Origin of the sequence: Nonomuraea sp. NPDC059023, assembly GCF_042740095.1 — a bacterium.
Taxonomy (GTDB): Bacteria; Actinomycetota; Actinomycetes; order Streptosporangiales; family Streptosporangiaceae; genus Nonomuraea.
The window spans coordinates 86,954-101,241 of record NZ_JBHYIO010000026.1 but is presented as its reverse complement, the minus strand read 5'-3'; the positions used below and the strand labels follow the sequence as shown (position 1 = coordinate 101,241).

The following is a 14,288-nucleotide window of genomic DNA, read 5'->3' as shown; positions in this document are numbered from 1 at the left end:
AAGTTGAGCCCATCGGACTCAACTTTGACTACAAGGACGTACTCATGGCACGTGCGGTAGGTATCGACCTGGGGACGACCAACTCTGTCGTCTCGATCCTCGAGGGCGGTGAGCCCACCGTCATCGCCAACGCGCAGGGCTCGCGGACCACGCCGTCCGTGGTCGCCTTTGCGAAGAACGGCGAAGTCCTGGTCGGCGAGGTCGCCAAGCGACAGGCCGTCACCAACGTGGACCGGACCATCCGCTCCGTCAAGCGGGAGATGGGCACCAACTGGTCCCAGGAGATCGACGGCAAGAAGTTCTCCCCCCAGCAGATCAGCGCGTTCGTGCTGCAGAAGCTCAAGCAGGACGCCGAGGCGTACCTGGGCGAGAAGATCACCGACGCGGTGGTCACCGTCCCGGCGTACTTCAACGACGCCCAGCGTCAGGCGACCAAGGAGGCCGGCACCGTCGCGGGCCTCAACGTCCTGCGCATCATCAACGAGCCGACCGCGGCCGCTCTGGCCTACGGGCTCGACAAGGACCAGGACCAGACCATCCTCGTCTTCGACCTCGGCGGCGGCACGTTCGACGTGTCCCTGCTCGACGTCGGCCAGGAGGACGGCCACGGCTTCGTCGAGGTGAAGGCCACCTCCGGTGACAACCACCTCGGTGGCGACGACTGGGACCAGCGCGTCGTCGACGAGCTCGTCAAGCGCTTCCAGAACGCCCACGGCGTCGACCTGGCCAAGGACAAGATGGCTCTCCAGCGTCTCCGCGAGGCCGCGGAGAAGGCGAAGATCGAGCTGTCCAGCCAGTCCGAGACGAACATCAACCTGCCCTACATCACCGCTTCCTCCGAGGGGCCCCTGCACCTCGACGAGAAGCTCACCCGCAGCGAGTTCCAGCGGCTCACCGCCGACCTGCTCGAGCGGACCAAGGGCCCGTTCCACCAGGTCATCAAGGACGCCGGCATCAAGGTCGCCGACATCGCCCACGTGGTGCTCGTCGGTGGTTCGACCCGCATGCCCGCCGTCTCCGAGCTCGTCAAGGAGCTGACCGGCGGCAAGGAGCCCAACAAGGGCGTGAACCCGGACGAGGTCGTCGCCATCGGCGCCGCCCTGCAGGCCGGCGTGCTCAAGGGTGAGGTCAAGGACGTCCTGCTGCTCGACGTGACCCCGCTGTCGCTGGGCATCGAGACCAAGGGCGGCATCTTCACCAAGATCATCGAGCGCAACACCACGATCCCGACCAAGCGCTCCGAGGTCTTCACCACGGCCGAGGACAACCAGCCGTCGGTGCAGATCCAGGTGTACCAGGGCGAGCGTGAGATCGCTTCCTACAACAAGAAGCTGGCCACCTTCGACCTGACCGGCATCGCCCCGGCGCCGCGCGGCATCCCGCAGATCGAGGTCACCTTCGACATCGACGCCAACGGCATCGTCAACGTCTCCGCCAAGGACCTCGGCACCGGCAAGGAGCAGACGATGACGATCACCGGCGGCTCCGCGCTGCCGAAGGACGACATCGAGCGCATGATGCGCGAGGCCGAGTCCTACGCCGAAGAGGACAAGCAGCGCCGCGAGGAGGCCGAGGTCCGCAACAACGCGGACGGTCTGGCCTACCAGACGGAGAAGTTCCTGCGCGAGAACGACGACAAGGTCCCCGGCGAGATCAAGACCGAGGTCAACGACGCGCTCACCGAGCTGAAGAAGGCTCTTGAGGGCACCGACACCGACGTCATCCGCACGAGCGCCGAGAAGCTGGCGACCGTCAGCCAGAAGATGGGCTCGGCGATCTACGCTCAGAACCAGCAGCAGCAGGGCGGCGAGGGCGCTCCGCAGGACGCCACTCCCGGCGCCGAGCAGGACAAGAGCGACGACGACGACGTGGTCGAGGCCGAGATCGTCGACGACGACCAGCCGAAGAAGGACAAGTGATGCCGGGGGCAGACGAGCCGGTGATCCGCGACAACCGCAAGATCGACCCCGAGACGGGCCAGGCGCGCCAGAGCGCCGGGTCCGACTCCCAGGACGCCGCCGGCGCGGGCACGACCCCCGCGCCCGGCGCGGGCTCCGCCAACGGCGGCGCCGAGTCGAACACCAGCGGCGCACCCGGCTCCGACACCATCCTGCTGGCGGAGCGCACCGCCGATCTCCAGCGGCTCCAGGCGGAGTACACCAACTACCGCCGCCGGGTCGAGCGCGACCGCGTCGCGGTCCGCGAGCAGGCCATGGCCGGGATTCTCGCCGAGTTCCTGCCGGTCCTCGACGACATCGGCAGGGCCCGCGACCACGGCGAGCTCACCGGCGGCTTCGCGAAGGTGGCCGAGTCGCTCGAAGCGGCCGTCACCAAGCTGGGGCTCAGCTCGTTCGGGCAGAAGGGCGACCCCTTCGACCCGACCATCCACGAGGCGCTGATGCACAGCTACTCGTCGGAAGTGTCCGAACCCACCGCCATCGAGGTGCTGCAGTCCGGGTACCGCCTCGGAGAGCGGGTGCTGCGCCCGGCGCGAGTGGCCGTGGCGGAGCCGGACGACTCACCGGCTGACGACGACAACGACGAAAACTAGGACGAAGGGCCATCGATGAGCACCAAGGACTACCTGGAGAAGGACTACTACGCCGTCCTTGGTGTGCCCAAGACCGCCACCGCAGACGAGATCAAGAAGGCTTACCGGAAGCTGGCCCGGCAGTATCACCCCGACACCAACCAGGGTGACTCCGTCAAAGAGGCCAAGTTCAAGGAGATCTCCGAAGCCAACGACATCCTGTCGGACACCAAGCGCCGCAAGGAGTACGACGAGGCCCGGACGCTGTTCGGGTCCGGCGTCGGCGGCCAGCGTCCCGGCGGTGGCGGTTTCCCGTTCGACTTCGGCGACCTGTTCGGCGGCACCGCCGGTCAGCAGAGCGGCGGCGGCGGTGGCGGCGCGGGCGAGCGGCTCGGCGACCTGTTCGGCGGGCTGTTCAACCGGGGTGGCGCCGGCACCGGCCGTACCAGCAGCACGACCAGGCCGCGGCGCGGGCAGGACATCGAGTCCGAGGTCACGCTGACCTTCACCGAGGCGGTGGAGGGCAGCACGGTCTCGCTCCGGCTGACCAGTTCGGCCGCGTGCAAGTCGTGCACCGGCACCGGCGCCAAGGCCGGCACCACGCCGCGCGTCTGCCCGACCTGTGAGGGCACCGGCGCGGCCAGCCGCAACCTGGGCAACTTCGCCTTCTCCGAGCCCTGCCGCGACTGCAAGGGCCGTGGTCTGATCGTCGACGACCCGTGCCCCGACTGCGACGGCAGCGGGCGGGCCAAGAGCACCCGCACGATCCAGGCGCGCATCCCCGCGGGGGTGGCCGACGGCCAGCGGGTCAAGCTCAAGGCCAAGGGCGCGCCGGGCGAGAACGGCGGGCCGGCGGGCGACCTCTACATCGTCACCCACGTGAAGGCGCACGCCGTCTTCGGCCGGACCGGCGACAACCTGACCATCACGGTGCCCGTGACCTTCACCGAGGCGGCGCTGGGCGCCGAGATCAAGGTGCCGATCCTCAAGGGTCTGCCGGTCACGCTGCGTATCCCCGCGGGTACTCCCAACGGGCGCACCTTCCGCGTCCGGGGCCGCGGCGTCACCCGCAAGGACGGCACCAAGGGCGACCTGCTCGCCAGCGTCGAAGTGCTCGTGCCTGAGGCGCTCGATGAGAAGTCGCGTGACCTGCTGACGGAGTTCAGCACGGCCACCGCGGGCGACGACCCGCGCGCCGAACTCATCCAGCGAGCCAGAAGCGAGTAAGCCGATGGACGCCAACTATTTCGACCTGTCCGACGACACCCCCGTCTACGTCATCTCGGTGGCCGCGCAGCTCTCGGGACTGCACCCGCAGACGCTGAGGCAGTACGACCGGCTCGGACTGGTCAGCCCCGGCCGCACGGCCGGACGCGGCCGCCTCTACTCCACGCGCGACATCATCATGCTCCGCGAGGTCCAGCGCCTGTCCCAGGAAGAGGGCATCAACCTCGCGGGGATCAAGCGCATTCTCGAGCTGGAGAACGAGGCCCTGCGGCTGCGTGAGGAGGTTCACCGGCTCAGGGCCGAGATGCAGATGGTGAGGGCGTTGATCCGCTACGAGCTGCCACCGGGGGCGTAAGAACACATGGACTACAAGCTCACCCAGAAGAGCCAGGAGGCGCTGTCGGGGGCCATGCGGCGAGCCGCCGCGGAAGGCAATCCGGAGATCGCCCCGGCCCACCTGCTGACCACGCTGCTGGCCCAGACGGGCGGCACCGCCGTACCTCTGCTGGAGGCCGTCGGAGCCGACTGGAAGGCGATCCGCGCGAAGTCGGAGGAACTGCTCGCGGCGCTGCCGAAGGCGCAGGGGGCCACGGTGTCGGCGCCGTCGAGCTCGCGCCAGCTGCTCACCGTGATCAACACGGCCGCGCAGCGCGCCAAGCGGCTCGAAGACGAGTACGTCTCCACCGAGCACCTGCTCGTCGCGCTCGCCGCCGACGGCGGCCAGGCCGCCGACCTGCTCAGGGCGCAGGGCGCCACGCCCGAGGCGCTGCTCGACGCCTTCGAGAAGGTACGCGGCAACGCCCGCGTCACCAGCGAGACTCCGGAAGACACCTACAAGGCGCTGGAGAAGTACGGCGTCGACCTGACCGAGCGGGCCCGCACCGGCAAGCTCGACCCGGTCATCGGCCGCGACTCGGAGATCCGGCGCGTGGTCCAGGTGCTGTCCCGGCGTACCAAGAACAACCCGGTCCTGATCGGCGAGCCCGGCGTGGGCAAAACCGCCGTGGTCGAGGGGCTGGCCCAGCGCATCGTGGCCGGTGACGTGCCCGAGTCGCTGCGCAACAAGCGGCTGATCTCGCTCGACCTGGGCGCGATGGTCGCCGGGGCCAAGTACCGGGGCGAGTTCGAGGAGCGGCTCAAGGCCGTGCTCTCCGAGATCAAGGAGAGCGACGGGCAGGTCGTGACCTTCATCGACGAGCTCCACACGGTCGTCGGCGCCGGGGCCGCCGAGGGCGCCATGGACGCGGGCAACATGCTCAAGCCGATGCTGGCCCGCGGCGAGCTGCGGATGATCGGCGCGACCACGCTCGACGAGTACCGCGAGCGCATCGAGAAGGACCCGGCGCTGGAGCGGCGCTTCCAGCAGGTCTACGTCGGCGAGCCGACCGTCGAGGACACCATCGCGATCCTGCGCGGCCTGAAGGGCCGCTACGAGGCGCACCACCAGGTCGTGATCGCCGACAGCGCGCTGGTCGCCGCCGCCGCGCTGTCCGACCGCTACATCACCAACCGCTTCCTGCCCGACAAGGCCATCGACCTGGTCGACGAGGCCGCCTCCCGGCTCCGCATGGAGATCGACTCGCGGCCCGTCGAGATCGACCAGCTCCAGCGCAACGTCGACCGGATGAAGATGGAGGAGCTCGCGCTCTCCAAGGAGACCGACGAGGCCAGCCAGCAGCGCCTGGAGCGCCTGCGCAAGGAGCTGGCCGACCGCCAGGAGGAGCTCAACGCCCTGGTCGGCCGCTGGGAGCGGGAGAAGGCCGGGCTCAACAAGCTCGGCGACCTGAAGAAGCAGCTCGACGAGGCCCGCAGCACCGCCGAGCGCTTCCAGCGCGACGGCAACTACGCCGAGGCCTCCAAGCTGCTCTACGACGAGGTCCCGCGGCTGGAGAAGGAGCTGGAGATCGCCGGCGCCGCCGCCCAGGAGGCCGAGTCCCAGCCGATGGTCAAGGAGGAGGTCGGCGCCGACGACATCGCCGAGGTCATCTCCTCCTGGACCGGCATCCCCGCCGGACGCCTGCTGGAGGCCGAGACCGCCAAGCTGCTGCGCATGGAGGAGGAGCTCGGCCGCCGCCTCATCGGACAGGCCCAGGCCGTCCAGGCCGTCTCCGACGCCGTACGGCGCAGCCGCGCCGGCATCTCCGACCCCGACCGGCCCACGGGATCGTTCATGTTTCTGGGCCCGACGGGCGTCGGCAAGACCGAACTGGCCAAGGCGCTGGCGGAGTTCCTGTTCGACGACGAACGGGCCATGACCCGGATCGACATGAGCGAGTATTCCGAGAAGCACAGCGTGGCCCGGCTGGTCGGCGCGCCTCCTGGATACGTCGGTTACGAGGAGGGCGGGCAGCTCACCGAGGCGGTACGGCGGCGGCCGTACACCGTGGTGCTGCTCGACGAGGTCGAGAAGGCGCACCCGGAGGTCTTCGACATCCTCCTGCAGGTGCTCGACGACGGCCGGCTGACCGACGGGCAGGGGCGCACGGTCGACTTCCGCAACGCGATCCTCATCCTGACCTCCAACATCGGCTCGCAGTTCCTCGTCGATCCCAAGCTGGAGAACGGCGCCAAGCGCGATGCCGTGATGGGCGCGGTGCGCAACGCGTTCAAGCCGGAGTTCCTCAACCGGCTGGACGACGTGATCCTGTTCGACGCGCTCGGCTCCGAAGAGCTGGGCCGGATCGTCGACCTGCAGATCGACCGGCTCGCCCATCGCCTGGCCGACCGGCGCATCACGCTCGACGTCACCGCGGCGGCCCGCGAGTGGCTCACGCTCACCGGCTACGACCCCATGTACGGGGCCCGGCCGCTGCGGCGGCTGGTGCAGTCGGCGATCGGCGACAAGCTGGCCAGGGAAGTACTGGCCGGGACGGTCACCGACGGCGACACGGTCCGGGTGGACCTGGGCGACGACGAGCTCACCGTGGAGCGCGCCGCCTGAGGTCAAAGCCGATCTCCGGCCGGGGCCGCCGGGTAAGGTCTGGCCCACCCTTCGGGCAAGCACCCGTCCCTGTCCCGGCCGCGTGACTAGCTTCAGCGTTCGTCGGATCACCAAAAACGATCAGGGGGACGTGAAGTGTCATCTCGGAGCATCCGGAGCATCCTTGCGGTGGCCACTCTGACCACGGGAGTGAGCTGGCTGGTCGCGGGCCCCGCGCTGGGGGCGGACTACTGCGCCGACAGGGTCGCCGCCCTGCGGGCGCCCACCACGGTGGCCTCGGTCTGCGAGGAGCTGCTCGACCTGCGGATGAGCGGCAACTACGGCGACAAGATGACCGCGCCCAAGGACAGCGACGTGGCGATGTCCGCCGAGACGCTGGCCAGGAAGGCGGGCCTGCCGGGCCTGTCGAAGGCGTCGGCGGTACTGAGCCTGGCGGACCTGGGCGGCGTTGCCGCGGCCGCCGGCGCGCCGTCGATGCCCACCGGCTCGCCGGGTGTGGCGGGCCTGCGGAGCGTGGCGGACGTGCCCACCGCGCCCGATCTGCCTGGTCTGCCCAACAACCCGGCGATCCCCGGCACGCTGGCGGCGCTGCCGCCGGTGCCGGTCGAGGGCGAGGTGCCCGCGCTGCCCGACGCGTCCGGCCTGGTGGCCGGCGTGGAAGCCCCGATCGCCCTGCCACAGCCGGCTGAGACCGTGGCGGACGAGATCACCGGCAAGCTGCCCGAGACGCCCGGCAAGGCGCTGGAGGCGGTGCCGGTGCCCGAGAGCGAGCCGGTGACCGGGGGGATCGCCGACCTGCTCAACGGTCTCAGGCTGAGCTGACCGCGCGGGCGGCGCGCGCCCGCCGTCCGCGAGCCATGAGAAAGGGCCGCGACCCGCCAGGTCGCGGCCCTTCGCTCGTGCCGGGGTCAGGACAGGCCGAGGCCCTGGGAGACGCCCTGACCGAGGTCCTTGTGGACGTTGCTCCAGTACTCCACGACGCGCTTCTTCATCTCCGCGGTGACCTCGGGCGCGGAGGCGTGGCCGACGATGTTGCCGACCAGGTGCTCGCGGTCGGTCTCCGACAGCACGTTCTCCCACAGGGCGCGCGGCTGGCCGTAGTCGTCGTCCTCGGCGTGCAGGGTGTAGGCCGAGCGGATGATCTCGCCGGCGACGTGGTAGTCCGATCCGGCGTACGGGGCCGGGTCGGCGGCGGGGCCGTTCACGCTGTTGGGCGCGTAGACGGGGTCCCGCTGGTTGCGGAAGGTCATCGGCCCGTCGAAGTTGTAGCTGTTCACCGGTACGGCCGGCGCGTTGATCGGCAGTTGCTGGTAGTTCGGCCCGATCCGGTACCGGTGGGTGTCGGGGTAGGAGAACAGGCGGCCCTGGAGCATCTTGTCCGGCGAGGTGTCGATGCCCGGCACCAGGTTGGACGGCTCGAACGCGGCCTGCTCGACCTCGGCGAAGTAGTTGTCCGGGTTCCGGTTCAGGGTCATCGTGCCGATCGTGATCTCGGGGTAGTCGCCGTGCGGCCACACCTTGGTCAGGTCGAACGGGTTGAACCGGTAGTCGGCCGCCGCCTCGAACGGCATGACCTGCACGTTCACCGTCCACGACGGGTGATCGCCCGCCTTGATCGCCGTGTGCAGGTCGCGGATGTGGTGGTCGGGGTCGCCGGAGGCCAGCGCGTCGGCCTCGGCGGCGGTGAGGTTCTTGATGCCCTGGTCGGTCTTGAAGTGGTACTTGACCCAGAACTTCTCGCCCGCGGCGTTGTACCAGAGGAACGTGTGCGAGCCGAAGCCGTGCATGTTCCGCCAGGACGCCGGGGTGCCGCGGTCGCTCATGAGGAACGTGACCTGGTGCGCCGACTCCGGCGAGAGCGTCCAGAAGTCCCACTGCATGTTGTTGTCGCGCAGGTGGTTGTCGGCGCGGCGCTTCTGGCTGTGGATGAAGTCCGAGAACTTCTGCGGGTCGCGGATGAAGAAGATCGGCGTGTTGTTGCCGACGAGGTCGTAGTTGCCGTCCTCGGTGTAGAACTTGATCGCGAAGCCGCGGGGGTCGCGGGCGGTGTCGGCGGAGCCGAGCTCACCGGCCACGGTCGAGAAGCGCAGGAAGAGCGGCGTCTCCTTGCCCTTCTGGAACAGCTTGGCCTTGGTGAACTGGCTGACGTCCTCGGTGATCCGCAGCACGCCGTGAGCCCCGCCGCCCTTGGCGTGCACCACTCTTTCCGGGACACGTTCGCGGTTGAAGTGCGCCATCTTCTGGATCAGGTAGTGATCCTGAAGCAGCAGGGGGCCGTTCGGTCCGACGGAGAGCGAGTGCTCGTCGCTCGGCGCGGGGATACCGGCGTCGTCGGTGCTGATTGGCCTGGTGGTCATCGCGAGGTCCTCCCGAATCCGGACGTGGACGGGGACCCTGACGGGTCCCCCTCTCCCTCGCAACCTATGCCCTTAACAAGAATGATTCAAGTAAACGAGTCATCCAAGTTTTGGTCTGACGAGGAAAAGAGAGGACAAGCCAGCCAGTACGGCCAGCCCCGCCAGCGCCACCGCGGTGGCCCCCTCGCCCTGCGCCATGAACAACGTCCCCACGGCCGCCACCCCGATCACCTGGCCGAGCTGCATCACCGTGAGCAGCGCCCCGCTGGCGTCGGCGGCGTACTCGTCCGACACCGACTGCGTGGCCAGGTTGGTGACCGCGATCTGCACACCCAGCCCGGCGCCGATGAGCGCGCTCAGCACGGCGTACGGCCAGCCGCCCCCGCTGACCAGCCCGAGCCCGAAGTACGCGGGCGCCGCCACCACGTACCCGAACGGCAGCAGCGTCCGCTGCAATCTGGCAGGCAGCCGCGGCCACAGCAGCCCGACCCCCGCGAACGCCACCGCGCACGGCACCAGCATCAGCCCCGACTGCAACGGCGTCAGGCGAAGCTCGCCCTGCAGGTGCAGCGCCGAGGTGAACAGGAAGGCGCCCCACGTGGCCGGCCCGAACAACAGCACGCCGAGCCCCGGCCGCATGCCCGGCGCCCGCAGGACGGAGGCGTCGACCAAGGGCCGCCCCCCGCGGCCCGACACCCACCGCTCCACGCGGACGAAGACATAGAAGACCACGACGCTGAGCCCGATCGAGATCCAGCCCCACACCGGCCAGCCCAGATCGCGGCCGAGCACCAGCGGCACCACGAACAACAGGACGGCCGCCGACAGCGTGACGAGCCCGATCGGGTCAAGACCGGTGCGTCCGCCGCCCCCGTCGGACGGCAGCACCCGCAACCCGGCGATCAGCAAGACGGCCCCGATCGGGACCATCACCAGGAACAGCACGCGCCAGCCGAGCCCGAGCCCGAGCAGGATGCCGCCGAGTGCCTGGCCGACCACGATGCCGCCGCTGACGACGGCCGACCACAGGCCCATCGCCCGGCCTCTGGCCGCGCCGTGGTAGTTGCGCTGGATGAGCGTGAGTACCTGGGGCATCATCAGCGCGGCGCCGGCGCCCTGCGCGAACCGGAACACCACGAGCCACCCGGTGGTGGGCGCCAGCCCGGAGCCCAGCGTGGTCAGCGTGAAGAAGGCCAGCCCGGCCAGGAAGGTGTTGCGGTAGCCGAAAAGGTCGCCGACCCGCGCACCGGTGATCAGCAGGACGGCGTAGACGATGGTGTAGCCCGCCACGATCATCTGCAGGCCCGCGCCGGAGGAGTGCAGGTCACGCTCGACGGTCGGGATGGCGACGTTGACGATGTTGACGTTCAGGATGGCCAGGAACTGCCCGACGAGGATGATCACCAGGAGGATTCCGCTGGTCTTCGTCCTTTCCTGTTGGGGGGCAAGGGTGGCAGTAGTCATGACTATCAGATTGCGACAGACTGGATACCAGTAACGAGAGCCCATTTATCCTGGTATCGGAGGTACCTGGCTATGAAGCGTACCGACCTCGCCGCCTACCTCCGCAGCCGCCGCGAGCGCATCACCCCCGACATGGCCGGACTGCCGCCCGGCACCCGCCGGCGCACGCCCGGCCTGCGCCGAGAGGAGGTCGCACAGCTCGCCGGGGTGGGCGTGACCTGGTACACGTGGCTGGAGCAGGGACGGCCGATCAACGCCAGCATCCAGGTACTGGAGGCCATCTCCCGCACCCTCCAGCTCGACCCCGCCGAGCGCCTGCACCTGTTCCGGCTGGCCGGGCACCAGGATCCGGTGCCCGTCGCCGACTCCGGCCGGGTCACGTCGGAGATGCGGCAGATCCTCGACCAGCTGAGCCCGATGCCCGCCTCCATCGCCACCAGCCGGCACGACATCCTCGCCTGGAACGCCGCGTACGCCGCGATCTTCCCCGAGATCGCCGAGGGCAAGCCGAACACCCTGTGGCTGACCTTCACCCGCGATGACATGTTCACCCGGCTGGTCAAGCGGGAGGAGGATCTCGCGCGGGCGGTCGCCGTCTTCCGCGGCGCCTACGCCAGGCACGCGCACGACCCCTGCTGGAAGGAGTTCGCCGAGAAGCTGATCGCGGCCAGCCCGGAGTTCGCCCGGCTGTGGGCGCGGCAGGACGTGGCCGACCCCGGACGCCGCGACAAGGTCTTCGTCAACGACGCCGTCGGCGAGCTCCACTTCACCACCACCAACTTCAGCTGTGACGCGGCCACCGAAACTCGCATGATCATCTATACCCCCGCGAATGACGCCACTCGCTCCGGAGTGGTGTGGTTGACCGCACACGCCCGCGAATCCGTCTGACATGGCATGCTCAATCCCTGAAGTGTGGGATCGAGGAGAAGTAGCCATACATGAGACGCCATAGATGAGACGCCGTAGATGAGACGCAGCCCTGCCCTCCTGGCATTAGCCGTAGCCGTCACCTTGGCCGCATGCTCCGCAGCCCAGTCGGAGCCGGATAAGTCCCCCGCGCGTAAGTCGATGCCGACCTCCCCCGAGGTGCCGACCAAGACCCCCGTCGAGCGGGAGCCGTACACGATCTCCTTCGGTGGGGACGTGCACTTCGAGGGCGTCTTACGCGCCCGGCTGGACGGCAACCCGCGCACCGCGTTCGGCCCGATCGCCAAGGTGCTGAGCCGCGCCGACCTGGCCATGGTCAACCTGGAGACGGCGATCACGACCGGCGGGACGAAGGCGCCGGGCAAGCAGTTCACCTTCCGGGCGCCGATCACCGCGTTCTCCGCGCTGAAGGCGGCCGGGATCGACGTGGTCAGCATGGCCAACAACCACGGCATGGACTACATGCAGACCGGCCTGGCCGACTCGCTGGCCGCGATCAAGCGCTCCAAGTACCCGGTCGTGGGCATCGGCAGGAACGAGGACGCCGCCTACAAGCCCTGGCGTACCACGGTGAACGGCAACCGCGTCTCGATCATCGGCGCCACCCAGGTGCTGGACGCCGAGTTCATCCAGGCCTGGACCGCCACCGACACCCAGGGCGGCCTGGCCTCGGCCAAGAACGAGGAACGGCTGATCCAGGAGGTCAGGAAGGCCCGCCGTACCTCCGACACCGTGATCGTCTACCTCCACTGGGGCACCGAGCGCATGACCTGCCCGAACCCGGCTCAGCGCTCCCTGGCCCCCAAGCTGGCCAAGGCCGGCGCGGACGTCATCGTCGGCGGCCACGCCCACGTCCTGCTCGGCAGCGGCTACCTCGGCCGGTCCTACGTCAACTACGGCCTCGGCAACTTCCTCTGGTACGGCAACAGCCCCAGCGGCGTCCTCACCCTGACGATCAACGGCCGCAAGGTCATCAAGGACCAGTGGACCCCCGCCGGCATCCAGGGCGGCACCCCCATCCCCCTGACCGGCACCGCCCGCACCCAGGCCGTCACGAGCTGGAAGGCGCTCCGCTCTTGCACAGGACTGTCCGCCCGTTAATCATTGGACCGTGCGTCTAATACCGTCTGGCGATGTACGGCTCGCGCTCTTCGAGGAAGGCGAGCGGGACAACCCCACGATCCTGCTCGTCCACGGCTACCCGGACACCCACCGCGTCTGGGACGAGGTCGCCGGGCTGCTCAGCGATCGCTACCACGTGGTCCGCTACGACGTGCGCGGCGCCGGGCAGTCCGGCGCGCCGTACGACCGGCGGCACTACTCCTTCGACCACCTGGCCGCCGACCTCGGCGCGGTGCTCGACGAGATCGGCAAGCCGCGGGTCCATCTGGTCGGGCACGACTGGGGCTCGCTGCAGTGCTGGGAGGCGATCGGCCGCCCCGGCATCCGCGAGCGCGCCGCCTCCTTCACCACCTTCGGCGGCCCCGGCCTCGACCAGGCCGCCCACTTCCTGCGCTACGGCGGCCGCCGCGAGGTCGCCGGTCAGCTCGCCAGGTCCTGGTACATCGGCGCCTTCCAGCTCCCCGTCCTGCCCGAACTGGCCTGGCGCGGCCCGCTGCCCCGCGCGCTGGACCGTTCGATGCGGCTGGCCGAGGGCATCGAGCCGAGACTGGGGCACCCGGCCGAAACCCTGAAGCGCGACGGCCGCAACGGCCTGGGCCTCTACCGCCAGAACTTCTTCACCCGCCTGCGCGCCCCCGCCGACCCCGGCGTCGAGGTGCCGGTCCAGCTCATCGAGACCAGCCGCGACATCTTCGTCTCGCCCAAACTGCTGGCGTCGATGCGCCAGTGGGCGCCGGAGTTCTGGCACCGCAGGCTGGCGGCCGGGCACTGGGCGCAGCGCAGCCACCCCGAGGCCGTGGCCAGGATGATCGCCGAGTTCGCCGCGCACGTCGACGGCGGCGCCTCGACCCGCTCGCTGCGCCGCGACCGCGTGCGCGAGGGCCGTCGTGCCTACCAGGACCGCCTCGTCGTGATCACCGGCGCCGGCAGCGGCATCGGGCGGGCGACCGCGCGCGCCTTCGCCGCGCACGGCGCCGAGGTGGTCTGCGCCGACCTCGACCGCGAGGCGGCCGTGCGGGTCGCGGAGGACATCGGCAAAGATTTCCGGCGTACGGCTCACGCCGTCCAACTCGATGTCGCCTCAACCACGGCCATGGAGGAGTTCGCCGGAAATATCGCGGAACAGTATGGCGTGCCGGATGTGGTGGTGAACAATGCCGGAATCGCGGTGGCCGGGCCGTTCCTTGACCATTCCCTCGACGATTGGCGGCGCACGCTCGACGTGAATCTCTGGGGCGTCATTCACGGCTGCCGGCTCTTCGCCCGCCAGATGGTCGAACGCGGCGAGGGCGGCCACATCGTCAACATCGCCTCGCTGGCCGCCTTCGTGGCGACGCGGGAACTGCCGGCGTACTCGACTTCCAAGGCGGCGGTGAAGATGCTCGGCGACTGCCTGCGGGCCGAGCTGGCCGGCCACGGCATCGGCGTGACCACTGTCTGCCCCGGATTCGTGTCCACGGCCATCGCCCGCAACGCCACCTATGTCGGGTCCGACCTGCGGGAGCTGGCCGAGCTGGGGCTCCAGCGGCGTGGGTATCCGCCGGAGCGGGTGGCGGCGCACATCCTGCGGGCCGTACACCGAAATGAGGCTGTTGTCCCGGTCAATGCGGAGGGGAAAATCGGATATGCGATGTCGCGGATCTCGCCCTCGGCGATGCGGGCTTTCGCCCGGTTATCCGGTGTCGTGAGAAATCCCGTCGTTGGACGGTAACGATCG

The 14,288-nt window shown here is 69.5% G+C and carries 11 protein-coding genes; 9 read left to right on the top strand and 2 right to left on the bottom strand.

Annotation, left to right across the window (positions count from 1 at the left end; genetic code table 11):
• The first annotated feature begins 44 nt into the window (after positions 1 to 44).
• The 6 genes from dnaK (at position 45) to ACFWYW_RS36715 (ending at position 7,520) form a co-directional block, all read left to right on the top strand.
• Entirely contained in the window at positions 45 to 1,919 is a 1,875-nt protein-coding gene (gene dnaK / locus ACFWYW_RS36740) for a molecular chaperone DnaK (RefSeq protein ID WP_379611374.1), read from the top strand.
• Complete coding sequence (gene grpE, locus ACFWYW_RS36735; RefSeq protein ID WP_379611372.1) at positions 1,919 to 2,551, top strand: nucleotide exchange factor GrpE; 633 nt, start codon at positions 1,919 to 1,921, stop codon at positions 2,549 to 2,551. Before dnaK ends, grpE begins: the two co-directional genes overlap by 1 nt.
• Before the next feature lie 15 nt (positions 2,552 to 2,566).
• Positions 2,567 to 3,757 (top strand): molecular chaperone DnaJ, encoded by a 1,191-nt coding sequence (gene dnaJ, locus ACFWYW_RS36730; protein WP_379611371.1) that lies wholly within the window; start codon positions 2,567 to 2,569, stop codon positions 3,755 to 3,757.
• Positions 3,758 to 3,761: 4 nt separating this feature from the next.
• Positions 3,762 to 4,112, top strand: coding sequence for a heat shock protein transcriptional repressor HspR (locus ACFWYW_RS36725; protein ID WP_184958700.1), 351 nt, complete (start codon positions 3,762 to 3,764; stop codon positions 4,110 to 4,112).
• Positions 4,113 to 4,118: 6 nt separating this feature from the next.
• Positions 4,119 to 6,698, top strand: coding sequence for an ATP-dependent chaperone ClpB (clpB, locus tag ACFWYW_RS36720; RefSeq protein WP_379611369.1), 2,580 nt, complete (start codon positions 4,119 to 4,121; stop codon positions 6,696 to 6,698).
• A 168-nt stretch (positions 6,699 to 6,866) separates the two neighbouring features.
• Positions 6,867 to 7,520, top strand: coding sequence for a hypothetical protein (locus tag ACFWYW_RS36715; RefSeq protein WP_379611368.1), 654 nt, complete (start codon positions 6,867 to 6,869; stop codon positions 7,518 to 7,520).
• Between the two features lie 86 nt (positions 7,521 to 7,606).
• Here the strand turns inward: ACFWYW_RS36715 and ACFWYW_RS36710 are convergent, their stop codons facing one another.
• Both ACFWYW_RS36710 and ACFWYW_RS36705 read right to left on the bottom strand, forming a co-directional pair.
• Positions 7,607 to 9,055, bottom strand: a complete 1,449-nt coding sequence (locus tag ACFWYW_RS36710; RefSeq protein WP_379611367.1) for a catalase — start codon at positions 9,053 to 9,055, stop codon at positions 7,607 to 7,609.
• Between the two features lie 99 nt (positions 9,056 to 9,154).
• Entirely contained in the window at positions 9,155 to 10,519 is a 1,365-nt protein-coding gene (locus ACFWYW_RS36705) for an MFS transporter (RefSeq protein WP_379611366.1), read from the bottom strand.
• 72 nt (positions 10,520 to 10,591) lie between these two features.
• On the opposite strand from ACFWYW_RS36705, the gene ACFWYW_RS36700 reads away from it, so the two are divergent.
• The 3 genes from ACFWYW_RS36700 to ACFWYW_RS36690 all read left to right on the top strand — a co-directional run bounded on the left by ACFWYW_RS36700 (position 10,592) and on the right by ACFWYW_RS36690 (position 14,282).
• Complete coding sequence (locus ACFWYW_RS36700) at positions 10,592 to 11,410, top strand: helix-turn-helix transcriptional regulator (RefSeq protein WP_379611365.1); 819 nt, start codon at positions 10,592 to 10,594, stop codon at positions 11,408 to 11,410.
• Between the two features lie 78 nt (positions 11,411 to 11,488).
• Positions 11,489 to 12,550, top strand: coding sequence for a CapA family protein (locus ACFWYW_RS36695; RefSeq protein WP_379611364.1), 1,062 nt, complete (start codon positions 11,489 to 11,491; stop codon positions 12,548 to 12,550).
• Between the two features lie 10 nt (positions 12,551 to 12,560).
• Positions 12,561 to 14,282: an SDR family oxidoreductase gene (locus ACFWYW_RS36690; RefSeq protein WP_379611363.1), complete on the top strand. Its 1,722-nt coding sequence runs from the start codon at positions 12,561 to 12,563 to the stop codon at positions 14,280 to 14,282.
• Positions 14,283 to 14,288 lie beyond the last annotated feature (6 nt).